This is a genomic window from Nocardia rhamnosiphila NBRC 108938 (genome assembly GCF_000720425.1).
Classification (GTDB): Bacteria; Actinomycetota; Actinomycetes; order Mycobacteriales; family Mycobacteriaceae; genus Nocardia; species Nocardia rhamnosiphila.
Genome location: NZ_JOAJ01000011.1, coordinates 128,191 through 151,441 on the forward strand (window position 1 = coordinate 128,191; position 23,251 = coordinate 151,441).

The window sequence follows — 23,251 nt, forward strand, 5'->3', positions numbered from 1 at the left end:
TCGGCGGCCGAGACGCGTTCGCCGCTCCGGATTTCTCAGGTCGGCCACTTCCCGGTCATCCGGTGGTACGCGAGCACCCCGGCACGGTCGACGGATGCTTTGACCAGGCCGAACACCGCGCCCTGGAGTGCGGCCGCGAGCAGGACCTCGCGCCAGCCGTAGTCGGGAGAGGTCGCCGCCGGGGCCTCGTCCTGGCCGGCGGCCCGGCGCCAGAGCTGACGGAACACCGTGTGCGCCGCCATCCCGCCGAGGACCCCGGCCACCGTGCCGATCGGCTTGTACAGCAAATTCATGATTTCCTGCCTCGTACGAGCAGCCACGCCACCAACGCGGCGGCGAGGGCCGCGGTCACGGCGGGTACCGGATAGCCGCGCAGCAGTTCTGCCGTCTTCCGGCCGCCCGCCGCCACGGGCTCGGGTGTCCCGGCCTCGGCCCGTTCGAGGAGCTGATGGGCCTGCGCCTGCACCTGGCCGGCGCGATCGCGGACCGTGCGCTCCACCTCTCCGGCCCGGTGCCGTACCTCCTCGGCGGCGTGGTGCGCGGTGTCCTGCGCTCGCGCCCGCACATCGAACTTCCCGGCGAGCTCGTCCACCGTCTCGCGAAGTTCCTCCCGGACCTGATCGCGGTCGCGCCGCAAGGCGTCCCGGTCGTCGTCGACGGATCGTCCTCCGTTCTCGTTCATCGCTACCTCCGGTGGGTGACGGTCTCGATATCGGCGCGTGCCCCCGCCAGGGCGTCCGTGGGCACCGGCGGCGCGCTCGCCGTGATGTTCCGCTTCCCGAGCCAGGTGAGGGCGGCCCCACCGGCGAGTAATACGGCGCCGACGATCAGGGCCGCGGCCCACCCCGGCAGAGCCAGCGCCAGCGCCAGGACCACGGCCGCGATCGATGCCGCACCGCCGTAGAACATCAGCAGTCCGCCCGCGCCCGCGAGCCCGGCGCCTTTGGCCGCGGCGCTCGTCTTTTCCTGCATCTCCAGCCGGGCCAGGCGCATTTCGTCACGCACCAGCCTGCTCACCTGGATGGTGGCCACATCGACGAGTTCGCCGACCGACCGGTCGTCCCCTGACTGCCGCGTAGGCGGCTGTGCCGTCCGAGTCATGTGCTACCTCCTGTCCGGCGGGCGGATACCCGCCGGATCCCGGGCCAAACGACACCGCGACCGGGTGAGAATTCGATCCGGCCCGCGTCCGCGCACCTAGGCGTGTGTCGAAGTGGCGAGCAGGGGCGCGGGCCGACGGGCCGCCCTGAACCCGGCATGTTCGTTTGCCTTTCACACCGTTGTCCTGCATGCCACCGGGCCGGCGTGGTCTGGCGGCGCAACGTCCACACGGTGCCACCCACGGCAGCTTCAGGAGCTTCTCAGGTGGCATCGTCCAAACCTTCTCACCATATCCGCGAGGCGGTTAGAGGTCCGGGCCACTCCTATCGAGCGGCTCGGCCCCGATGCCTCCCCGGGGTGGCGGACTCACCTGGACGGGTGTGGGCCTTGTCGGTCGCTCGTTCGATATCGATCAGCGTGGCGATCTGATGTGCGGTCAACCGGCCGGTCAGGTGCTCGCGTATCGCCGCGTCGTGCGCGGGCCTCGCGGCGTCTACCGCGGCGCGACCCGCCTCGGTGAGCAGAACATCGTCGCCGCGGCCATCGCGCTCGCAGGGCTCTCGCGCGATCAACCCGCGCTGTTCCATGCGGCCGAGTTGACGCGACAGTCTGCTGTGGGCCCAGTCGAGTTCAGTCGCCAGGCCGCGCACCCGGACGCACTCTTCTCGGCTCTGCAACTCAGCCAAGGCGGCCAGTACCTCGTAATCCACTATCGAGAGCTTGCAGAGGTGTTCGAGATCGCGTGCGACCTGTGTGTCCACACGCTCGCGGAGCCGGCGATACGCGGACCACGCTGCGCGTGCCCGGTCGTCGATCGGCGGATCCTCAGTCCAGCTCATGAGCCGAGTCTAGCAAAATTATCGTTACATGTAACGAATCCGTGCTACGGTCTCCGTTACATGTAACGATTTGGAGGCAGCATGTACCTCGGGGAACAAATCATTGAGGTCGACGATGTCGGCATATGTGTGGAGAGCATGGGCGATCCGGCCGATCCGGCTATCGTGCTGCTCCACGGCGCCGGGGAATCCATGCTCACATGGGACGACGCGTTCGTCGGACGGCTCGTGGCAGGCGACCGTCGCGTCATTCGCTACGACAGCCGCGATGCCGGCAGGTCCACCGTCTATCCGGTCGGGGCTCCGGCATACGGGCTGCGAGATCTGGTCTCCGATCTGGCTGCCTTGATCGAGGCGCTCGGCTTGGGCCGGGTGCATCTGGTCGGCATGTCACAGGGCGCGGCAGTCGCCCAGCTGGCCGCATTGGAACACCCCGATCTGGTTGCTTCGCTGTCCCTCGCCTCCGGCACTCCGGGCGGCCCGGGACACGAACAGGTCGATTTGCCGGGCATGTCGCCCGGGCTGGAAGCCTATTTCGGTGATGAACCAGTTGCTCCGGACTGGTCGGACCGGGATGCGGTGGTCGAATACCTGATCGCTGTGACACGCCCGTTCGCTGCTGCTACCCGGCCGTTCGACATCCGAGCGCAGCGGCGGCGAGCTCGCCGGGTCGTCGACCGCGCCATCGATATCGCTGCGCAACTGTCCAATCCATTCTTGATCGATGCCGGGGATCCCTGGCGGGAGCGGCTGAGGCAGATCCGGATACCGACGCTCGTGCTGCACGGCACCGAAGACCCGTTCTTGCCCATCGAGCACGGCCGCGCCCTGGCCGCCGAGATCGCGGACGCCCGTCTCGTGCCGTTGGAAGGGACCGGCCATGAGGTCTTCCCCTTACATACCTGGGACGTCGTTGTTCCCGAGGTACTCGCGCACACCTCCGTGCGGCGTGTCGCCGGGCAGCGCCCGGTCACCTGATGATGATCGTGCTCGCACTCGGCGCGGCCGTCGGCTGGGGTGTCGCCGACTTTCTCGGCGGTGTCAAAAGCCGCACGATTCCCCTGCTGTCGGTGTTGCTGGTATCGCAGACGACCGCACTGGGGATGCTGGCGGTCATCGCTGTCGTCCGTCGTGCGGTCATACCCGATGCCGCATCGCTCGGATGGGCCGTACTGGCAGGTGCCGCTGAAACCTGCGCTATCGCAGCGTTGTACCGAGGTATGGCAGTCGGTGTCATCGCCCTCGTCGCCGCTTTCGCTGCCTTCGCACCGGTGGTGCCCCTGCTGGCCGGCATGGTTCTCGGCGAGGTGCCCGGCGTTCTGCGGCTGGCCGGTCTCGGTCTTGCGCTCGCCGGTCTGCTGATCGGTTCGTACCGTGCGGGTCGGCCCGACACCAGTAACCGAACGTGGGCCGGTATCGGCTTCGGTCTCCTCGCCGCGGCCGGTTTCGGGACCTTCTTTGTCGCGATGGACACCGCAAGTGCGGGAGATATCGGTTGGGCATTGCTCACCGCCCGGCTCACCGCCGTTGGTTTTCTCGTCGCGGCTGTCGTCATCCTGCGACACCGGGTTGCCCTCCGGGCCGCGGCGCTTCCCTCGCTCGCGCTCATCGGCGGCCTGATAGTGGTGGGTGACGCCCTCTACGCGACCGCCTCCGCTCTCGGCATGATCGGCATCGTCGCGGTACTCGGTTCCCTGCACACCTTCGTCACGATCGCGCTCGCTCGGATCTTTCTGCGCGAAGAGCTCGGTCGCCACCAGCAGATCGGCATAGCCACCGCGCTGAGCGGAGTGCTGGCGATCTCGATCGGTTGAGAGTATGTAACCGCTACCTGCTGCGACCGCGCAGAGGAGGCTTCGCGCCGTCTCCGCGCCCATCGCCGGCCCCGCTCTCTATCCGAGCCATTCGGATTGCGCCAAGACGCTGAATACCTCCCGCCTCCGAACGCCGCCGCGGCTCGGGATGCGCCCTCGCGCGGTCCCGGAGACATCTGAATTCATACGTTATCGGTGTGGCGCCGTATGTGCCAACGGTCATGGGTCGAGGGGCCCAGACGCGTGCGTCGAAAGATCACCTGCGGCCCTGCGCGCGTCGTACTCGCGACCGACCGGCAGTGGTGTGGCTCGCTTCATCCGAGGGGTTCTCGTCGACGGTGGGCGCAGTGCCGCTCTCCGCCTCTGTCAGACGTCACCATCGAGAACGGTGGTCGATGGATGCGGCAATCGACCGATGATCGCGAATCCGGCCCCGAGGGAGGACTGTATCCGGAGGTCGCCACCGAGAGACTCGAAGCGCTCTTGCATACCGCTCACACCATGGCCCGGTACGATTCGCGCGACTCCGCCACCATCGTCGGTAACGACCAGTCGAACCTCATCGCCGTCGGCACCGATACGAATATGCATGTCGTGCGCATCGGAATGCCGCAGTGTGTTGGTGATCGACTCCTGCACGCACCGTAGGATCGCGACGGTCTGCTCCATGGTCAGGTCGACGCGACCCGTCACCTCCACCGAAATATCCAGGTTCGAGATGTCTGCCGCGATTTTTCGCAGTGCGGGCTCCAGTGACGGGGTTTCCGTGCGCATTTCGCCGACTGCTGTCCGTACAGTGTTCAGCAGGTCCTTGGCAATCGACCTCGCTCGCACGACATGCTCGTGACCCGCGCCCTCCTCGGTCAGATGCGCGGCCACTTCGAGTTCCAAAGAGAGCGCGGCAAGATGGTGACCGGCGAGATCGTGCAGATCGCGCGCGATCCGCAGTCGCTCGGCTTCTCGTGTTGCCACCTCCAACTGTGCTGTGGTCGAGCACAGCTCGACGTGCGCGACGGCGAGCTCATTGCGTGCGTCCGCCTCGCTCCGCGCGGTGAAAACCACCAGTGCGCTGAACGCCTGAGACCCGCCGAACACGGTCGTACCCACGACGAGATCAACAGCAGACAAGCCGCCCGCAAGCGCCGCGAACACGACGAACAGAGTCTGGACGGCGATCAGAACGCCTACCATGCGACGAGTCCAGAAGAAGGCGGCGACCGCCGCGGTCAGGACGAACAGCAACGCCATCCACACTTGTTCGGAGAACAGGAAGACCAGCACCGCGCCCAAGGCGAGCATCACGGTCAACAACGCATCGACGGACACCCGCCGGGGGCGGGGAATACAGTCGTGTACCGCCAGCAGCAAGAGGAAGAACAGGGAGTACGCGCCCCACCACAACATCGGCGGGCCGCCCGTCGGGGAGAGAACGCTTTCGAAACCCGCGGCCATACCCACCGCGACAGTGCAGACGACACTCGTGAGGATCAGCGGATTCCGGGCGCTCCACCACCGGCTCATCTCAGCCTCCCGCCGGCCGGTCGGTAGGACCGTGGTTCTCAGCGTTCAGGATCCCCGACTCCAGCGCGCGCAACACCGCCTTGGTCCGGTCGTTCACCCCGAGCTTGAGCAGCACGCTGGACATATGGTTCTTCACCGTGCCCTCCGCCAGGTGCAGTCCCTGGGCGATCTGGCGGTTCGACCAACCGCTCGCCGCGAGCCGGAGGACGTCGAGCTCGCGTTCGGTGAGCTGTTGCCGGGGGTAGAAAGGCTCGGCTGTGCGGCTCGCACGGGATACAGTGCGCAACAACCGGTCGGTGAGCGCGGGCTGCAAAAGTGTTCCTCCTGTCGCGAGGGCGCGGACACCGGCGAGCAACTGCTCCAAGGTGACGTCCTTCAGCATGTAACCCTTGGCTCCGGCGCGGAGCGCGGCCAGGACGAGTTCGTCGTCATCGAATGTCGTCAGCACCAGCACCGGCACGTCGAGCCCTCGATCCTGCATAGCGGTAAGCGTGGCGATGCCGTCACGCTCCGGCATCCGAAGGTCCAGCAGGACGACATCGATCTCCCGGACGGCCAGAAATGCCAGGGCCTGGTCGCCGTCCGCACAGTCACCGACCACCTCGACGACGTCGCTGAGTGCCAGCAGGCTTCGGATTCCCTCCCGCACGAGGTGTTGGTCATCGACGACCAACACCCGAATCGGTGCGCTCATCTCTCGACGTCCCGAACAGTGTTTGCTGCTCTCCTCGTGCCGCGGCGTGGTCGCCTGCACGGATGACCGACGTCGGGTGAGACTGTCCGCGGCGGCTCGGTGGGTCTCATTGGCAGAGCCTAGACGACCGATCCCCGCGTCGACCGTGCCAAAGGTCATGCCTGGCAGCTGCAACGAATCTCGCGGAAAGAAGGCAGGACGTCGGCTCGATACTGTTAGGCGGTCGCCCCGGCACCTGGGAGATCATGACCATCGGCACTCGAATGGAGATGCGCCATTCGATAGCGTCACCTGCACCGTCCCACGGACACCGAGCCACCCCCTGCCCCACAGCCACCCATCCGGATTGCCTCGGCACACGCCTAATCGCCACCGAGCCAGGCCGGCGGCTGCCGAGTCGTTCCGTGGTGAGCCCATCGTACGAAACGCCTGTCTGAGGAGAGTATTGATGATTCCGACCAGCCTCTATCCCGTGCTGATGACGGCGGATGTAGCCGACGCGGCCGCCTTCTACCGCACGCACTTCGGGTTCGGCACGACCTTCGAGTCCGACTGGTACGTCGGTCTGAGACTGGATCGGTGGGAATTGGCGTTACTCCAGGTGGGTCACCCCTCGATCCCTGAGGATTTCAGTGCGCGCACCGCAGGCGGCATCCTTCTCAATATCGAGGTCGACGACGTCGATGCCGTCCACGACCGCCTCGTCGCGGACGGCCTGACCCCTGTGCTGCCGCTGCGCTCGGAGGATTTCGGTCAACGGCATACGATCTTTCCCGGGCCCGATGGGGTGCTCATCGACGTGATCACTCCGATCCCGCCCACTACGGAGTATGCTGAGCAGTTCTCCGCAGCCGCACTGGCCGAAGCCGAGGAACGATCGTGACCGGTATCGAGAACAACCACGTCGGACTTCCGCCGATTCTGTTCCTGCACGGTGTCTTCGGCCGACCGGCACTGCTGGAACCTTGGCTTCGATTCCTGCGAGACGCCGGATACGAATGCTGTGCACCGGCCATGCCCGGCCGCGAGCCGACCGATCCGGCATCGCTTCGACGTACCGGCGTCGGCGAATGCGTGGCAGTCGCGCTGGATGCCTATGACAGCCTGGTGAGGGACGCGATCGTCATCGGGCACAGCTTGGGGGGACTACTGGCCCAAAAGGTGGCCGAACTCCGCAACCCGCATTCCATCGTACTGCTCGCCTCGATTCCGCCGGGCGTGTTGTGGCCGCAACTGCTTCCGCTACCGCACCTGCTCCCCATCCTTCCCGCCGTGCTGGCCGGACGCCCGTTCCTGCCCGGACCACGCACCATGCGTGAGGTCCCGCTGAGCACCCTACCGGCCGAGGAACGGGATCGGCTCATTCCGGAACTGGTTCCGGATTCCGGCCGGGTCTTCCGTGCGATGAGCTTCGGGACACCGTCGGTCCGGGTCGACGCCGCCGCGGTCACCTGTCCCGTACTCTGCGTGAGTGCCGGCGCCGACCGCAACGTTGCGCCGTGGATCTCGCGGCGCCTCGCCGCCCGCTACCACGCCGAACACTGGATTCATCCCCGACTGCCACACTGGATCATCGCCGAATCAGCCCTCGAGCAGGTCGCACCGCCAGTACTCGAATGGATACGAAACAATCCTTAGCCTCTGCGGGCCGGATCCACTGCTCGTACCGACGAAAGCCGCGGCGCCCGGGGCCGTATCGACTGCCCGGTAAGTGGCTACGTCACTGTGTGCTGGTCGCCGGCCGAACCGCTCGTTGCCGCCGGATCCGGTCAGGCCGGCCACGCGACCACCAACCTACGGCGATGATCATGGACGGCATGCCCGACCCGCCATTCTGATGTCGGTGGTCTCGCGAGGATTCTGGCCGCCGTCTGTCCGCGCTCGACGTCACGCTGTCCGCGGTGTGAGTCCGCGGGTGGCGTGCCCGGAAACTACTGCGGCGCAGGTGGCGTGCCCTCGACCAGCGCTGCCCTCGGTCCACGATTTTCTCCGGGCTCGGGTAGAAGGCCGGTAATGATCGCCGATATGCGGCCGCGCAGGCGATCCGGATCGACCGGGGTTCGCCCCTCAGTGAGTTCACTGACGAGCAGCCCGTCGAGCAGGGCAATCATCAATCCGGCCAAGTCCGAATCGGCCAGTTCGCGAAACGCCAGCGTATGAAAGCCTGCCGTGAAGGCTGTGGCGGATAGTTCGACCAGTTCGCGGCTCGGTGCGTCGAGCATGAGCAGCAGCCGGACGCGACTGCGCGCGCGTGCCGGCCCGAGCCAATGAAGGAGGAGGCTCGTGGTTCTGCTGATCCGCTCTTCCACCGGCAGTTCCATCAGCCGGCGGCCGGCGAGCACGGCGTCGATCTCGGCCATTTCCGAAGCGGCAATGGCATCGAGCATGGCCGATAACAGGGCTTGACGAGTCGGCAAATGATAACTGCAGGTACCGGACGGCAGCCCGGCGGCGCGGTCGACTGCCCGGTGGGTCAAACCGCGCAGACCCTGGTCTGCGACGACGGTGGTCGCGCTGTTGGTCAGCAATGCCTTGCGATTGGTCTGTATTTCGCCCACAGCTACATGCTACATTTGTAGTAATTGCTACAGATGTAGTGGATCTGGAGGATTGTCATGTCGTTCAACACCGCTTATAAAATCGGCGCTTGGTGCTGGATCGCGACCGGCACGGGACATACCGCCGCGGACATCGCCATGATCCTTTTACCCAAGTCGGCCCCTGAGAGAGCAATCGAGGAAGTGATGCGGTCACAACCTTTCGACTTCCCTGGGCTGCAACGCAATTACAACGACATGCTCAACGGACTGAGCTTCGGCGTCGGCCTCACGGTGTTCTCGGCGGGAGTTCTGTTCCTGATGCTCGGCCGGGCGGCCGGACAGGCGCGGACCGCAGCACTGACCGGCGCGGTCGCCTCGGTGGCAATGCTGATCAACGCGGCAGTGCTGTTGCCACTTCCCCCCATCGCATTGTTCGCCGCCGCCAGCCTGGCATTTGTGATCGCGTTCCGGGCATCTCGCATCTCCGGCCTTCCGACCCGGACCATGGGGGCCGGTCCTCAGCTGGAAACCCTATAACCCCAGGCTGCATAGCGCGGGAGCGGCCGAGTGCATGGTCGCTGGGCTCAGGCCTGCCGGTCCGCCGGGTGGCTCGGCCTGAGTGTGGCCGTCGCGGCGGGCTCCGGCCGCGTGCTGATGGGTCCGCATGATCGTGGAGTCGACGCTGATCCGCCACCCGATCCGGCCTACAGACTCGGCGAAGCATTGCAGCATTTTCAGGATCAGCGCCCACACCCCTGCCCGCTGCCATCGCCGGAACAGCCCGTAGACCGCGGGCCAGGACCCGTAGTGGGGTGGAACGTCACATTGAGCATCGGTCAGGTCCGCGCGCCCCACCACCGCTACCGTGATCACGAGGTCTCCGGTTTGGTTCCGGTTGCGCTCGGTCGTCCAACCCACTTACCGGAGACCTCGCCCATCCGCCAACACGGACAGAGTCTTTCACCAAAAAACTGATGGAGTGGCACCGCTTCATTCGCGGTGCCACCCCATCAGCGACTTCGATACACGCCCTAACCGCGGGCCGCCCGGTTCACCCGGGTCAGGACCGCATGCAGTTCCTCCAGGTCGTCGAGGCCCACACCCAGCCGTTCGACCACCGCCGGCGGGATCTTCTCGGCCTCGGCACGCAGTGCCCGGCCGGCGGGGGTGAGGTCGATGACGAGGTTTCGTTCGTCACGCGGGTCGCGAGTGCGGGTGATGTAGTCCAATGCCTCGAGACGTTTGAGCAACGGGGACAGCGTCGGCGAATCCAGTTGGAGCAGTTCGCCGATCTCCTTGACCGACAGCGGGGCGTCGCCCCAGAGGGCGAGCATCACCAGGTACTGCGGATGGGTGAGCTTCATCGGCTCCAGCAGCGGCCGGTAGATCGCCAGCACGGCGCGGTTGGCCAACGCCAGGGCGAAGCACACCTGCCGCTCCAGCCGTAGCGGGTCCTCGATCGTGCTGTCCATGGACACCTCCTCGGAGATCGGATGATACGTCCGTGCCCCGCTTGGCCTGCGGGAGCCGTACGGCAAATAAGTCGCGCGCTAATCGTTAGTGTACGATACATTATCGGACAACTGGAACGGGTGAGTCGTCCGATTGCCACCCGGAGTCGAGGAGCTGCCGATGCCCGCACGACCAACGCCGACCCCCGTGCAGCGGATCCGCTATATCTGCGGCCAATCCTTACCCGCCCCGCTGACGGACTGGGTGCTGGTGGACCTCACCGGGCCCGGAGCCACCCGGCGCTATCTGCTGCGCTTCCTGGTGCCGGTGATCGCGCCGCTGTGCCTGCTCCTACTGCTGCCCGGGCCGCTGTGGATGCACCTGTCCATGATGGGACTGCTCTACATTCCGCTCGTCTACTTCACCGTCGCGCTGCTCTACGTCTACCGTCGCCACCGCCTGATCCAGCACGGTCTCGACCCCGATCTCGCGGATATGGCGGAACGTCGCCGGCACGCCGACGACCGCCTGGCCTACGAGCGCCGCTACGGCAGAGCGGCCTAGCGGCGGAGACCGCGCGGCGGACCCGGCGGAGGCCGCTCACCGGCGGCGAAGCGGTCGACCGGTGCTGTTCGAGGCGCACGCACCGGGTAGCCACACCCGCCGCCACCGCAACGCACCGACAGGCTCCCGCCGAACGTGCGGAGGCGGTCAACCGGTGACGGCGGACGGCACCGGCGCCCACCGCGCCGCCCTGGTGGCCCGCCACATCCGGAACAGATAGACCGGTGTCGGCGGCACCCAGCCCAGCTGCTGGGCCAGACCGAGATCGTCCCGATTCGCCCAGTGCTCCCGGACCGTGCCGTCGGCGATCCGGAACCAGTGTGTCTGGGTGACGGCGAACGATCGGCCGGTGGCCGGGAACGCCTGTTCGGGAACGCCCTGCGCGTCGTAGACCACGAAGGTGTCGATCTGGCGGCCGGACATGGTGGTGTGCACGGCCGCGATGTCCTGGGACGCGGTCGCCTCGTGGATCTTCCAGCGCAGATCGGCGTAGGTCCGCCGCAGCCAGATCGCGCTCGCGTGAAAACCCGCCGGGCCGGGTGCACGGCACTCGGGCGGTTCGGCGGCGCTCTCCCGATTGAGCGCCTCCGGATGGAACACATCCTCGAAATCGGTAGGCGAGCCGTCGGCCATGATCAGGACGGCACGGGCGGCCAGCTGCGCGAGATCCGACGGATCATGAGCCATGACAACTCCCCCAGGGTGCGGGACGACGCCCCGATGCCCGGAATGTTACCCGGGCACAGGGGGTTCGGGAAGGTCGCGATCGCGCCCTGCCGTGGGCGCGGGGATACCGGCCGGACCCCGGTTTCAGCCGGTGCGCTGCGAACTCAGCGGCGCGGCGATGTCTTCCAGCGATTGCCGCTCGGCACGCACCCCGAAGAGCAACTCGACGATTCCGCCGAGCATCATCATGACCGCGCCGATGGTGAAGGCCAGCGCGGTACGACCGGCGTCGCCGTCCCCGGTGAGCTCCGCGAATACCAGTGGTCCCGCGATACCGCCCGCGGCGGTGCCCAGGGCGTAGAAGAACGCGATGGCCATCGCCCTGGTCTCCATCGGGAAGATCTCACTCACCGTCAGATAGGCGGAGCTCGCGCCGCAGGAGGCCACGAACAGCACCGCCGTCCAGCAGGCGGTGAGCGTGACGGCGGTGAGGTCACCACGTACCAGCAGTAACGCGGTGAGCAGCAACAGCACACCCGATCCCAGGTAGGAGCCCGCGATCATGGGCTTACGGCCGATGGTGTCGAAATAACGGCCGAGCAGCAGCGGCCCGAAGAAACTGCCCAGGCACATGACGGCATAGAAGTAGCCCGTGCGATCACTGGGTACGTCGAAGGATTCACCGAGGATGACGGCGAAATTGAAGGTGACCGCGTTGTAGAGGAACGCCTGGCCGATGAACAGCGCCAGCCCGAGTACGCTGCGGCGCGGATACTTCCGGAACATGACCGAGGCGATTTCGCCGAACCCGGTGGAACGCCGCTGCCGCACCTCGATGGTCTCCGCCACCGGTGGCAGGTCGGCACCGGTGTCCCGGCGCACCTGCTCCTCCACCGCGTCGACCAGTTCCTCGGCCTGCCGGTCACGGCCGTGGATGAACATCCACCGGGGGCTTTCCGGAACATGCCGACGCACCACGAGTACCAGCAGCCCGAAGAGCACACCCATGCCGAACATGAGGCGCCAGCCGATATCCGGCGCGAGCAGTTGCGGATTCAGCGCGGCCACCGAGAGCAACGCGCCGCCGGAGGCGCCCAGCCAATAGGTGCCGTTGATGACGATATCGATCCGGCCGCGGTACTTGCCGGGAATCAGTTCGTCGATCGCGGAATTGATGGCCGCGTACTCACCGCCGATGCCGAGTCCGGTGAGGAACCGGAACAGGACGAACCACCAGACCGAGAAGGAGAAGGCGGTCATAGCGGTGGCCACGAGATACACCACCAGCGTGACGATGAACAGCTTCTTGCGGCCGTAGCGGTCGGTCAGCCGGCCGAAGACCAGGGCCCCGATACACGCGCCCGCCACATACATCGCCGCCGCGAGCCCGGACACCTGCGCCGACGAAATGGCCAGACCGCTGCCGGGCTCGGACAGTCTCGTCGCGACACTGCCGACGACGGTGACCTCGAAGCCGTCGATGATCCACACCGCGCCCAATCCGACCACGATCATCCAGTGCCAGCGTGCCCAGGGGAGCCGGTCGAGGCGGGCCGGGATCCGGGTACGCACCGTCGTCATGGGGCGGGGCTTCCCGCTCGCGGTAGCGGCAAACCCGGGGCCCACCCGGGTCGGCCGATCCGCTGGTGAGAGCGGCATGCCGGGGGTATACGGGCGCTATGGCGACGACGTTGCGGCGCACTGTGCCCACCCACCTGCTGTACTTCTTCGTTCTCGGTGACGTGCTGGGCGCCGGGGTGTACGTACTGATCGGCGACATCGCCGCGCAGTCGGGTGGCGCGGTGTGGGTGCCGCTGCTCACCGCGCTCGTACTGGCCTGTCTCACCGCGGGCTCGTACGCGGAACTGGCCACTCGGTTTCCGCGAGCGGGCGGCTCGGCCCACTATGTGACCCGGGCGCTCGGGCCGGCCGCCGGCGCCTTCATCGGCTTCTGCATGCTCGCCGCGGGCGTCGTCTCGGTCGGTGCGCTGGCGCGCGGCTTCGCCTCGGATTATCTGGCCGAACTGATCACCGTGCCCACCGCGGCCGTCGTCGTGCTGTTCCTGAGCGCACTCGCACTGCTCAACATCCGTGGTGTCAAGGAATCGCTCGGTGCGAACGTGGTCGCCACGGCCGTCGAGGTCGGCGGGCTGCTCCTGGTCATCGGTCTCGGCACCTGGGTTCTCGTCCGCGGCGACGGCGAGCCGCGCCGGCTCCTCGAGCTGGGCACCGCCGAACACGGCGCGGTCGGGGCGACCCTGGCGGGCGCGGTACTCGCCTACTACTCGTTCGTCGGGTTCGAGACCTCGGTGAATCTGGCCGAGGAAGTGCGGGATCCGCGCCGGGCCTACCCGCGGGCACTGTTCGGCGCGCTGCTGACCGCGGGTCTGGTGTACGTGTTACTCGGGGTGGTCGCCGGGGCGGTCGTTCCCACCGAGATTCTGGCGGAGTCGAGCGGTCCGCTGCTGGAGGTGGTCCGGGCGGCCGGCGGGGTACCGGAACGCCTGTTCGCCGTGATCGCGCTGGTGGCGGTCGCCAACGGCGCACTGCTGACCGGCATCATGGCCTCCCGGCTCGCCTACGGGATGGCCCGCGACGGTCTGCTGCCCGGGGGCCTGGCCCGGCTGCTTCCGCACCGCCGGACCCCGTGGGTGGCCGTACTCGCGACCACGGCTCTCTCGCTGCTGCTGGCACTGACCGGCGAAATCGCGGCCCTCGCCGAAACACTGGTCCTGCTCCTGCTCGTCGTGTTCACGGCGGTCAACGTGGCGGTGCTCCTGCTGCGCCGGGAACCGGACGGCACGGGTGCGTTCCGGGTCCCGACCGTGGTGCCCTGGCTCGGCCTGGCATCCTGCCTTTTCCTGTTCACGCGGATCGACGGTGCGGTGTGGCTGCGCGGACTGATCCTGCTGGGACTCGGTCTGGTGGTGGGCGGTGCGCAGCTCGTCCGCGCGGGCCGGACCCGCGGATCCGGAACGGCACGCTCCGACGCGGCCGGCGCCCCGAATCCACGGCAGGAGGGCTAACCCAGCTGCCGCTGCGCCGGCCACAGCTGCGCCCAGGGCGCCCGTACGGTACGGCACACGTACATCGCCGCCCCTTGCTCGTCATTGTCGATTCCGAGCCCGTTGTCGATACGGCCCGCCGATTCGGGAGCGGAATCGGCACAGAAACGCGCGACTTCCGCGCGGGTGAGGCCGACGGTGAGAATCGGGCGGGCATCGGCCGGTGGCCCCCACCACCAGTAGGCATTGTGGCCGCTGCGCGGAACCGGGAGGTCGTACGGGGCACCGAAACGCTCGATGGCCGCGGCTTCGCCGTAGTTGGCGGTGAGTATTTCCGCGTCCGGTGCCGAGCGGGCCCTGGCCTCGGCGATCCGGTCGGCGAACCGCGGCCAGCCGACCGTTTCGCCGGCGTCGTAGTTGAGCGCGAGAATCGGCGAATCGCGCAGGGCGGCCACCGGCAGAACCGGCAGGAAAAGGACCGCCGATACCGCCGCGTTCAGCGCGACAACCGCGGCGGTCGCGGCGAGTCGCGCCCGAGTACGGGTCAGCGCCGGCACCAGCGCGGTGGCGCCCGCGGCCAGCAGCACCGGGTACATCCCACCCAGGTAGTAGGCCTTGCCCCCGGCGGTCAGATACGCCACGAACAACAATACGTAGGTGAGCGCGAAGGCACGGCAGCGCTGTTGCCGGGCCAGCCACCACAGACCCGCGCCCCACAGCACCACCATCAGCGGCCCCATCAGGCCGAACTGCAGCAGTACGAAGGCGGCCGGGCCGTCCGAGGTGCCCGACGAGCCGCCCGCGATGGCTCGGCTCATCTCGAGCTGCGGCAGTCCGTTGCGCATCTGCCACCACAGATTCGGCGCCCAGATGACCGCGGCGATCGCGAGTGCGACCGGGAAATACCTGGTGACGAAGAGTTTCCGTGGGCCGAGTAGCAGGAATGCGCACGCCAGAACCAGCAGCGGCAGCGCCAGCAGTGTCTTGTTCTGCAAACCGATACCCGCCAGCACTCCGGCGAGCAACCACCAGCGCCGATCCGATTCCGGCCGCAGCAGCCGCAGTACTGTCACCACCACCGCCGACCACACCGCCAGGTCGAAGATCACGGTGCCGAGCTGATGACCGCCGCCGAGGAGTAGCGCGGAAGAGGCCGCCGCCGCGGCGGCCAGGGTCTGCGCTGCCCGGCTGCCGCCCAGTTCACGGGCCGCCCAGCCGGTACACACGATCACCGCGGTGGCCGCCACGATCGCCGGGAGCCGAAGAACCACCAGGGAATCCGCGTCGATCGCGGCCATCGCCCGGGCCAGCAACGGCACCAGTGGCGGCTGGTCGGCATACCCCCAGTCGAGCCGCCGCCCCGCGGCCAGGAAGTACATCTCGTCCCGGTGGTACCCGTACCGGTCGGCACACCCGGCCAGCAGGACCGCGAAAACACCTGCCACCCAGTACATTGCGCCGTCCTACCCGCTGCCGGCCGCGGGCCGGGATACCGCTACGCCCCCCGGTCGATCCTCGCACGAACGCCCCGCCGCTCGCTCGGTATCCGCCAGGCCGCGGCGGCTCGGCTCCGACGCCGCCGGTTCCTGCCCGGTGGATGGGCGTTATCAGGTGGCCCGGCGGGCACGGGCACGCCGTTTGCCCTCGTGCATCGCCTGGACCCGGGGAACCGGGATCGTGTGTCCCTCGGCGACCAGATCGGCCGGAATCGCCTGCGGTCCGGGCATGGCGGCCGACCAGGGGTCGGTATCCGCCAACAGAGCAGGCACCGTCCGTATCGTGAAGTCCGCCGGCGTCACCTCGTCGAGGTCGGCCCAGGCGAGCGGGAACGAGACGGGAACACCGGGGCGGATACGCGGACTGTAGGCCGCGACGACGGTCGCGCCGCCGGTGCGCGTCGGGTCGAGAAAGACCTTGCCCCCGCGGTCCTCCTTGATGAACGCGGTGGTGGCGAAACCGGGATCGAGGCGCTCGGCCCGGGCGGCGATCGCCCGCGTCGCCGCGGCCGCGTCCTCGTGGCGGGTACCCGGCGCGATCGGCACGAACACATGGGCTCCTTTGGCGCCGCTGGTCTTCACCGCACCGGTCAATCCGGCGTCCGTCAACGCCGCGCGGATCAACTGTGCCGCCTTCGCCGCGTGCCGGAAGGTCTGCCCGGGTGACGGGTCGAGGTCGAGAACGAGATACGTCGGCCCGGCTCCGGGGTCGGAAGTGACCAGGGTCGGGTGGTATTCGACAGCCCGCTGGTTACCGAACCACAGCAGGGTCGGCATATCGTCGCACAGCGCATAGGAGATCTCGCGCCGCGAACTCTCCGCCCAGACCGTCGTCCGCCGGACCCACTCGGGCGTGTACTTCGGCAGGTTCTTCTGCATGAACGACTCCTGCCCCGGCCGGACGCGGACCACCGACAGCGGGCGGTCCCGCAGCACCCGCACCAGGCGCTCCCCGACCGCCTCCAGATAGTCCAGCAGGTCTCGCTTGGTCGCCTCGGCGCCGTCGAACAGCGGCTGATCCGGATTCGTCACCGGAACCCCGCGGCGGACCTCGTCACTGGTCATCGCCTCACCATGCCCGCCGGCGGCACCGGGGTCAACCACGGGCTACCGCCGCGGCGGCAACCCGGGCACACCGCGCTCCCGGTTCCCGAATCGGGCGGCCACAACAACGCGCGGGACCATATTTCGGTTGCGCGTCGCGCGCACGATCCGGATCGTTGCCCTGTGCCACCACGAACCCCGATACCGGCTCCGCCCGACTCCCGACCCCCCGAAGAACGCCCGGACCTCACCGGCTGGCGGCGCCGGCACGCCCGGCGCGCATCGAACGCCGCCCGGCCGATCCCGTCCGGTAAGCAGTACCGCCGCAGGCAGAAGCACTCGAAACACCAGGATCCCGACAGCTGCCGGTGACGGCGAGCCGAGTGGGCCGCGAAACATCCGGTGCCGCAATCACGATGTCCGGACAACGCGCTTTCCCCTTTCCCGGCACATCGGAGCAGCTATGAGCGACACCACCCAGCGCGACACCCTGCGAATGCGTGAGGACCTGCGGCACGCCTGCCGGCTCCTCGGGCTCGATGACCGGCACGGCGCCTGGATCGCCCGCGAATTCGCCCCGTGGGCGACCGGATATCTCGCGCGCCGGGTGACCCTCGAACTCCGCTACCGGGACGCCGACGCGGCCTGAAGTCTCCCCGATTTGCCGAATTCCGCCCGATCGGCTGTGATCGGAGAACGTGAGCGGAAACGGCAGCGTTTCGAACATCGGGGTCCCGGTCGCACCGGACCGCCGGACCGTACTACGCGCGGGGGCGGTGACCGCCGCGGCGGCCGCCTTACCCGTCCCCACCGCGTATGCGGCGAGCCCGGTGTTCGGGCACGGCGTCGCCTCCGGTGATCCGCTACCCGACGGCGTCGTCCTCTGGACCAGGGTGACCGTCGGGCCACAGGCCCTGCCGGGATCGGGAATCGGCGCCCCGGCCACCGTCCGGTGGGAGATCGCCGAGGACGCGGGGTTCGCCACGGTGGTCGCCGCCGGCTCGCTCACCGCGAGCGCGGACTCCGATCACACGGTGAAGGTGGACGTACGCGGTCTGGGCCCGGCCCACGATTACCACTACCGGTTCCATGCCCTCGGTGCGACGTCGCCGACCGGCCGGACCCGCACCGCCCCGGCCGATGCGGACTCCCCCGCCCGGCTGCGTTTCGGCGTGGTCTCCTGCGCCAACTGGGAAGCGGGGTATTTCGCCGCCTACCGTCACCTCGCCGCCCGCGACGATCTCGACGCCGTCGTCCACCTGGGCGACTACCTCTACGAATACCGCTCCGGATCCTTCGACGGCCGCGCCGGGACGGTCCGGCGGCACGAGCCGGTGCACGAGATCGTCTCGCTCGCCGATTACCGGATCCGGCACGGACAATACAAAACCGACCCCGACCTCACGGCCCTGCACGCGCGGGTGCCGTTCATCTGCACCTGGGACGACCACGAATCCGCGAACAACGCATGGTCCGGCGGCGCGGAGAACCACGACCCCGCGTCCGAGGGCAGCTGGGCGGATCGGCGCGCCGCCTCGATCCGCGCGTACGCGGAATGGATGCCGGTCCGGCTGCAGACCACGGCCGGGGAGACCCGGATCTACCGCCGGCTGCGGTTCGGCACTCTGGCCGAGCTGTCGATGCTGGATCTGCGCAGCTATCGGGACCGCCAACCCGAGCTCGGTACCCGGGAAGGTGACGACCCGGCCCGTACGATCACCGGTTCGCGTCAGATGGAATGGCTCACCGCCGGATTGGTTTCCGGCTCCGCGCGCTGGCAGGTGGTCGGTAATTCGGTCATGATCGCGCCGCTGGCGTTCCCACCACTGGACCCCCGGACCACCGCGGCCGTCACCGAGGTGTTCGGTATCCCCCGCGAGGGTCTGGCCCTCAACACCGACCAGTGGGACGGCTATCCCGCCGACCGCCGCCGCCTCCTTCAAGCCCTGACCGACCGCGGCGTCGGCGACGTCGTCTTCCTCACCGGCGATATCCACAGCTCCTGGGCCTCCGACGTCCCGCTCGACGCCGCGCGCTACCCGGGCGGCCCTACCGCGGGAGCCGAATTCGTGGTGCCGTCGGTGACCTCCACCGGGATCGGGGATATGCTGCCGCCCCCGCGGCGCACGGCTTCGGTCGCGCTCGCGGAGTCGGTGCGGGCGCTCAACAAGCACATCCACTACACCGAACTCGATTCCCACGGCTACGGCGTGGTGGAACTCGTACCCGATCGAGTGCGGATGGAGTGGTACTACGTCGGAGATGTCACCGACGCAGGCACCGGCGTCCGAATGGCGGCCGCCTGGGAACTGCCCCACGGCGGCCGCCTCCGGCCGGGCGGGTGATCCGTCGGCAGAACCGAGGGTCACTTCGGCCGTCCACTCGGACGGCCGGCCTCCGGTTCTGCTGCTGCGGAGGCAGGACAGATGGATACAGTTCGGATCACCGTCTTATTAATCATTCCCCCGTGACCGCGACATTGTTTCAATGCCGCTATGCACCAGTCTCGTTCTCTTGCCGCGCGTTTCCGACTCCGGTCGGTCGCGATGCTCCTCGCCGTCGCCGCTGCCGGAATGGCGCTGACCGGGTGCAACAGTAGTGACGGCCCCGGTGGCGCCGCACTCGATACGCCGCTACCCACCGAGGTTCCGCCGGGCACCACCCTGGTGGTCGCCGACCAGCAGGAACGTTTCCAGACCGCGCTGCGCGCCTCCGGCGAACTGGAGAAATTGCCGTTCAAGGTGGAGTTCGCGAATTTCATCGGCGGCCCGGAGATCCTGGAGGCATTCCGGGCAGGGGCGGCCGATGTGGCGCCGGTGGGTGATGTGCCGCCGATCCATGCCCTCGCCGCCGGTCAGGACGTGCCGATCATCGCGGCCTATCAGAGCGATCCGGCGGGGATCAAACTCGCTGTCGCGCCGGGTGTCACGGCGACCCGGCTGACCGATCTGACAGGTAAGAAGATCGCCTACGCCGAAGGGACGGCTCAGCAGGCGGCGGTATTGCGCGCACTGGACAAGGCCGGTCTGACCACGTCCGATGTCGAGCTGGTGCGGCTACAGCTGGCCGATTTCAACGATGCGGTCCGCACCGGGCAGGTCGATATCGCCCCGCTGAACGAGCCGCGGCTCACCCGGTTCCTGCGTACTCCGGGCGCGACCGTGATCGCCGATTCGGAAACCACCGGTATCTATTACGGCCTGGGCTATCTGTACTCCCGGCGGGAAGCCACCCAGGATCCGGCGAAGTCCGCCGCGCTGCGCGCCCTCGTCGGGGCCTTCGTGCGGTCGTTCCACTGGACCAATACGCACCGGGACGAGTGGGCCCGGATCTACTACATCGAGAATCAGAAGCTCAGCGCCGACGATGCCGGCCGGATCGTCGATTCGCTCGGGGAATTCACCTTCCCCCATCTGGATCAGAAGCTGATCGACGCGCAGCAGGCGACCATAAATGTCATCGGCGCAGCCGGTCAGCTGCCGCGCAAGGTCGAGGCCGCGGACGGTTTCGATACCCGGTTCGACCAGGTGATCAGCGAGACCGTGCCCGCCGTGGGCGCACGATTCGAACGGGAGGCACAGTAGTGGCCACCTTGGATATCTCCGCGGGCGCACGGGCGGATTCCGCGCCGCTCGCACCATCGGCCCGGTCCGCCCGGTCCGGGCGCCGGGTCCGCCTCGGGCCCGGCCGGCCGATCCCGTTCGGTTTCGCGCTGGGTCCCGTGCTACTGCTGGCCGCCTGGGTGATCGGTTCGCTGTCCGGCGCTCTCGATGCCGAGACGCTACCCGCGCCGTGGGATGTGGCCCGGACCGCGGGTGATCTGATCGCCGCGGGCACCCTGCAGTCCAATCTGCTCACCTCGTTGCAGCGGGCCGCGATCGCTCTCGTGCTCGGGGTGTCGATCGGCGTGGTTCTCGCACTGGTCTCCGGCCTGAGCCGGATCGGTGAGGCGCTCGTGGACGGCCCGGTGCAGATCAAGCGCTCCATTCCGACCCTCGCGCTGATCCCGCTGTTCATCGTGTGGTTCGGGATCGGCGAAGAGATGAAGCTCATCGTCATCACCGCCAGTGTGCTGGTACCGGTGTACATCAACACGCACGCCTCGCTGCGCGGAGTCGACGCGCGGTATGTGGAGCTGGCGCAGACGGTCGGCCTGTCCCGGTGGGGTTTCATCCGCCGGGTCGCGCTTCCCGGTTCTCTGCCGGGCTTCTTCACCGGATTGCGGCTGGCGGTCACCATCTCCTGGCTGGCCCTGGTGGTGGTCGAGCAGGTGAACGCCACCAGCGGTATCGGCTATCTGATGACCCAGGCACGCACCTACGGGCAGATCGACGTGATCGTGGTGGGACTGGTGATCTACGGGCTGCTGGGTCTTTTCGGTGACCTGGCCGTCCGCGTGCTGGAGCGGAGGGCGCTGGCATGGCGACAGACACTGTCGGACTGACCGTCCGGGTCCGTGCGCTGCGGCGCGGGTTCGGTGACCGGATCGTATTGCGCGGGGTGGATCTCGATATCGCGCGGGGCGAGTTCGTGGCGCTGCTGGGCCGTAGCGGTTCCGGTAAGAGCACCCTGCTGCGGGCACTCGGTGAACTGGACCACGATGTCGCCGGCGACGGTGAGCTGACGGTTCCTCGGGAGCGGTCGGTGGTGTTCCAGGATTCCCGGCTGCTGCCGTGGCTCGAGGTGCTCGACAATGTCACGCTCGGTGTGAGCGGTCCGGGCACCGCGCAGCGTGGCCGTGACGCGCTGGCCGAGGTCGGCCTGGCCGGCCGGGAGAAGGCCTGGCCCCGAGAACTGTCCGGCGGCGAACAGCAGCGGGTGGCGCTGGCCCGCTCCCTGGTCCGCGAACCGGCACTGCTGCTCGCCGACGAACCGTTCGGCGCGCTGGACGCGCTCACCCGGATCCGGATGCACGGACTGCTACAGGATCTCTGCGCCCGGCACCGCCCCGCGGTACTACTGGTCACGCACGATGTGGACGAGGCGGTGCTACTCGCCGACCGGGTGCTCGTCCTCGACGAGGGCCGCATCGCCGTCGACCTGTCCATCGAGCAGGCCCGCCCGCGCCGGCACGGTGATCCCGCCGTCGCCCACTACCGCGAACAACTCCTGGCCGCGCTCGGTGTCTCCACCGAACCCACTCAGTACGAGGACGATGCCCGATGACCGAACCACGCCGGCTGAGTCTCAACGCGTTCATCTACCCCGCCGGGCACCACGAGGCGGCCTGGCGCCATCCGGCCAGCCGCCCCGACCGGATCTACGATGTCCGCTACTACCAGGAGATCGCCCGAACCGCCGAGGCCGCGACCTTCGACGCGGTGTTCTTCGCCGACGGACCGGCACTGCGAACCAATGTCGCCTACAACGCCGCGCCCGGCCTCGAGCCCATCACGCTGCTGACCGCGATCGCCGCGGCGACCACGCATCTGGGCCTGATCGCCACGGCGTCCACCACCTACTACGAGCCCTACAATCTGGCCCGGCTGTTCTCCTCGCTGGACCATATCTCCGGCGGCCGGGCGGGCTGGAACATCGTCACCACCGGCACCGATCTGGCCGCCGCCAATTTCGGGCTGGATCGCCATCCCGATCACACCGAGCGCTACGCGCGGGCCCGCGAATTCGTGGACGCCGTCACCGCGCTGTGGGACAGCTGGGAGGACGACGCCATCCTGCTGGACCGCGCCGGCGGCCGGTACGCGGACCCGGACAAGATCCATCCCATCGATTTCGCGGGCGAACACCTGCGGGTACGCGGGCCGTTCAATTCGGCCCGCACGCCGCAGGGATATCCGGTGCTGGTGCAGGCGGGAGCGTCCAACGACGGCCGCGCCTTCGCCGGGCGGTACGCCGAGGCGATCTTCACCGCGCATCAGCGGCTGAGCGACGCCCAGGCGTTCTACCGCGATATCAGGAAGCGGGCGGCGGATTTCGGCCGCGCACCCGACCAGGTGAAAATCCTGCCCGGCATCAGTCCGTTCATCGCGGGCACCGAGTCGGCGGCGAAACAGCTGGAGCGGGAGTTCAACGAGCTCACCGTGCCCGAGTACGGCATCACGCAGCTGGAATCGCTGGCCAACGAATCACTGCGGCATCTCGAACTCGACGAACCGGTACCGGTCGAATTGTTCGCCGATGCCGGCGATGTCACCGACAATTCGGCGAGCCGGCGTCAGGTGGTGGCCGGGATCGTCGAGCGGGAGCGGCCGACCCTGCGCGGTCTGCTGCACCGGCTGGCGGGCGCGCGCGGGCACCGGGTCTTCGCGGGCACCCCGGAGCAGGTGGCCGGCACCATCGAGGAGTGGTTCCGCTCCGGTGCCGCGGACGGTTTCAACGTGATGCCGCCCTACTATCCCGGCGGCCTCGAGGTCTTCACCGAAACCGTGGTTCCGATCCTGCGGCAGCGCGGGCTGTTCCGGACCGAGTACACCGGCACCACCCTGCGCGACCACTTCGGGCTGCCCAAACCGGCGAGTCGTTACGCGCCGCAGCCGGTGGCCGGATAGCGACGG

The 23,251-nt window shown here is 68.1% G+C and carries 26 protein-coding genes; 13 read left to right on the forward strand and 13 right to left on the reverse strand.

The window, feature by feature from the left end; genetic code table 11:
• Positions 1–35: 35 nt before the first annotated feature.
• The 4 genes from IG75_RS0131610 to IG75_RS0131625 form a co-directional block, all read right to left on the reverse strand.
• Positions 36–293 (reverse strand): DUF4235 domain-containing protein, encoded by a 258-nt coding sequence (locus tag IG75_RS0131610; RefSeq protein WP_030525009.1) that lies wholly within the window; start codon positions 291–293, stop codon positions 36–38.
• Positions 290–682: a DUF3618 domain-containing protein gene (locus IG75_RS0131615; protein ID WP_030525010.1), complete on the reverse strand. Its 393-nt coding sequence runs from the start codon at positions 680–682 to the stop codon at positions 290–292. The genes IG75_RS0131610 and IG75_RS0131615 overlap by 4 nt, the downstream gene beginning before the upstream one ends.
• 2 nt (positions 683–684) lie before the next feature.
• Complete coding sequence (locus IG75_RS0131620; RefSeq protein ID WP_030525011.1) at positions 685–1,101, reverse strand: phage holin family protein; 417 nt, start codon at positions 1,099–1,101, stop codon at positions 685–687.
• A 323-nt stretch (positions 1,102–1,424) separates the two neighbouring features.
• Positions 1,425–1,940, reverse strand: a complete 516-nt coding sequence (locus IG75_RS0131625) for a MarR family winged helix-turn-helix transcriptional regulator (protein WP_051715300.1) — start codon at positions 1,938–1,940, stop codon at positions 1,425–1,427.
• Positions 1,941–2,021: 81 nt separating this feature from the next.
• On the opposite strand from IG75_RS0131625, the gene IG75_RS0131630 reads away from it, so the two are divergent.
• Both IG75_RS0131630 and IG75_RS0131635 read left to right on the forward strand, forming a co-directional pair.
• On the forward strand, positions 2,022–2,918 hold the full coding sequence (locus IG75_RS0131630; protein ID WP_036515683.1) for an alpha/beta fold hydrolase: 897 nt from the start codon (positions 2,022–2,024) through the stop codon (positions 2,916–2,918).
• Entirely contained in the window at positions 2,918–3,754 is an 837-nt protein-coding gene (locus tag IG75_RS0131635; protein ID WP_051746283.1) for a DMT family transporter, read from the forward strand. Before IG75_RS0131630 ends, IG75_RS0131635 begins: the two co-directional genes overlap by 1 nt.
• A 366-nt stretch (positions 3,755–4,120) precedes the next feature.
• On the opposite strand, the gene IG75_RS0131640 is transcribed toward IG75_RS0131635, so the two are convergent.
• Both IG75_RS0131640 and IG75_RS0131645 read right to left on the reverse strand, forming a co-directional pair.
• On the reverse strand, positions 4,121–5,275 hold the full coding sequence (locus IG75_RS0131640; RefSeq protein ID WP_051715309.1) for a sensor histidine kinase: 1,155 nt from the start codon (positions 5,273–5,275) through the stop codon (positions 4,121–4,123).
• A 1-nt stretch (position 5,276) separates the two neighbouring features.
• On the reverse strand, positions 5,277–5,969 hold the full coding sequence (locus IG75_RS0131645; protein WP_030525016.1) for a response regulator: 693 nt from the start codon (positions 5,967–5,969) through the stop codon (positions 5,277–5,279).
• 448 nt (positions 5,970–6,417) lie between these two features.
• Between IG75_RS0131645 and IG75_RS0131650 the strand changes: the two genes are divergently transcribed.
• Together IG75_RS0131650 and IG75_RS0131655 are read left to right on the forward strand one after the other, a co-directional pair.
• Complete coding sequence (locus IG75_RS0131650) at positions 6,418–6,852, forward strand: VOC family protein (protein WP_030525017.1); 435 nt, start codon at positions 6,418–6,420, stop codon at positions 6,850–6,852.
• Positions 6,849–7,607: an alpha/beta hydrolase gene (locus IG75_RS0131655; protein WP_030525018.1), complete on the forward strand. Its 759-nt coding sequence runs from the start codon at positions 6,849–6,851 to the stop codon at positions 7,605–7,607. Before IG75_RS0131650 ends, IG75_RS0131655 begins: the two co-directional genes overlap by 4 nt.
• A 293-nt stretch (positions 7,608–7,900) precedes the next feature.
• Here the strand turns inward: IG75_RS0131655 and IG75_RS37635 are convergent, their stop codons facing one another.
• Entirely contained in the window at positions 7,901–8,527 is a 627-nt protein-coding gene (locus IG75_RS37635; RefSeq protein ID WP_051715312.1) for a TetR/AcrR family transcriptional regulator, read from the reverse strand.
• Positions 8,528–8,584: 57 nt separating this feature from the next.
• Here IG75_RS37635 and IG75_RS39605 point away from each other — a divergent pair, with 57 nt between their 5' ends.
• Positions 8,585–9,046, forward strand: a complete 462-nt coding sequence (locus IG75_RS39605) for an LIC_13387 family protein (RefSeq protein WP_162183818.1) — start codon at positions 8,585–8,587, stop codon at positions 9,044–9,046.
• Here the strand turns inward: IG75_RS39605 and IG75_RS36770 are convergent.
• Entirely contained in the window at positions 9,041–9,382 is a 342-nt protein-coding gene (locus IG75_RS36770) for a transposase (RefSeq protein WP_063045395.1), read from the reverse strand. The genes IG75_RS39605 and IG75_RS36770 overlap by 6 nt on opposite strands.
• Before the next feature lie 158 nt (positions 9,383–9,540).
• Positions 9,541–9,981 (reverse strand): MarR family winged helix-turn-helix transcriptional regulator, encoded by a 441-nt coding sequence (locus tag IG75_RS0131675; RefSeq protein WP_030525022.1) that lies wholly within the window; start codon positions 9,979–9,981, stop codon positions 9,541–9,543.
• A gap of 160 nt (positions 9,982–10,141) precedes the next feature.
• Here IG75_RS0131675 and IG75_RS0131680 point away from each other — a divergent pair, with 160 nt between their 5' ends.
• Entirely contained in the window at positions 10,142–10,525 is a 384-nt protein-coding gene (locus IG75_RS0131680; RefSeq protein WP_030525023.1) for a DUF5313 family protein, read from the forward strand.
• 147 nt (positions 10,526–10,672) lie between these two features.
• Here IG75_RS0131680 and IG75_RS0131685 read toward each other — a convergent pair whose 3' ends face one another.
• Entirely contained in the window at positions 10,673–11,212 is a 540-nt protein-coding gene (locus IG75_RS0131685) for an ester cyclase (protein ID WP_030525024.1), read from the reverse strand.
• A gap of 123 nt (positions 11,213–11,335) precedes the next feature.
• Positions 11,336–12,772 carry an MFS transporter gene (locus IG75_RS0131690; RefSeq protein WP_156059302.1) on the reverse strand — a complete coding sequence of 479 codons (1,437 nt, stop codon included), beginning with the start codon at positions 12,770–12,772 and terminating at the stop codon, positions 11,336–11,338.
• 98 nt (positions 12,773–12,870) lie between these two features.
• Between IG75_RS0131690 and IG75_RS0131695 the strand changes: the two genes are divergently transcribed.
• Positions 12,871–14,217, forward strand: coding sequence for an APC family permease (locus tag IG75_RS0131695; RefSeq protein WP_051715318.1), 1,347 nt, complete (start codon positions 12,871–12,873; stop codon positions 14,215–14,217).
• Here the strand turns inward: IG75_RS0131695 and IG75_RS0131700 are convergent.
• Both IG75_RS0131700 and IG75_RS0131705 read right to left on the reverse strand, forming a co-directional pair.
• The gene (locus tag IG75_RS0131700; protein ID WP_030525027.1) at positions 14,214–15,650 is read right to left on the reverse strand and encodes a glycosyltransferase family 39 protein; all 1,437 of its coding nucleotides are present in this window, start codon (positions 15,648–15,650) and stop codon (positions 14,214–14,216) included. The genes IG75_RS0131695 and IG75_RS0131700 overlap by 4 nt on opposite strands.
• Before the next feature lie 153 nt (positions 15,651–15,803).
• A complete protein-coding gene (locus tag IG75_RS0131705; RefSeq protein ID WP_030525028.1) occupies positions 15,804–16,757 on the reverse strand; it encodes a DNA polymerase domain-containing protein in 954 nt (317 codons plus the stop codon).
• A gap of 442 nt (positions 16,758–17,199) precedes the next feature.
• Here IG75_RS0131705 and IG75_RS0131710 point away from each other — a divergent pair, with 442 nt between their 5' ends.
• From IG75_RS0131710 to IG75_RS0131735, 6 genes are all read left to right on the forward strand, one after another.
• Positions 17,200–17,385, forward strand: a complete 186-nt coding sequence (locus tag IG75_RS0131710) for a hypothetical protein (protein WP_030525029.1) — start codon at positions 17,200–17,202, stop codon at positions 17,383–17,385.
• Positions 17,386–17,434: 49 nt separating this feature from the next.
• Positions 17,435–19,081: an alkaline phosphatase D family protein gene (locus tag IG75_RS0131715; RefSeq protein WP_373863784.1), complete on the forward strand. Its 1,647-nt coding sequence runs from the start codon at positions 17,435–17,437 to the stop codon at positions 19,079–19,081.
• A 150-nt stretch (positions 19,082–19,231) separates the two neighbouring features.
• A complete protein-coding gene (locus tag IG75_RS0131720) occupies positions 19,232–20,320 on the forward strand; it encodes an ABC transporter substrate-binding protein (RefSeq protein ID WP_030525031.1) in 1,089 nt (362 codons plus the stop codon).
• Positions 20,320–21,180, forward strand: a complete 861-nt coding sequence (locus IG75_RS0131725; RefSeq protein ID WP_030525032.1) for an ABC transporter permease — start codon at positions 20,320–20,322, stop codon at positions 21,178–21,180. The genes IG75_RS0131720 and IG75_RS0131725 overlap by 1 nt, the downstream gene beginning before the upstream one ends.
• Positions 21,156–21,902 carry an ABC transporter ATP-binding protein gene (locus IG75_RS0131730; RefSeq protein WP_030525033.1) on the forward strand — a complete coding sequence of 249 codons (747 nt, stop codon included), beginning with the start codon at positions 21,156–21,158 and terminating at the stop codon, positions 21,900–21,902. Before IG75_RS0131725 ends, IG75_RS0131730 begins: the two co-directional genes overlap by 25 nt.
• Positions 21,899–23,245, forward strand: a complete 1,347-nt coding sequence (locus IG75_RS0131735; RefSeq protein WP_030525034.1) for an LLM class flavin-dependent oxidoreductase — start codon at positions 21,899–21,901, stop codon at positions 23,243–23,245. The genes IG75_RS0131730 and IG75_RS0131735 overlap by 4 nt, the downstream gene beginning before the upstream one ends.
• Positions 23,246–23,251: the final 6 nt, after the last annotated feature.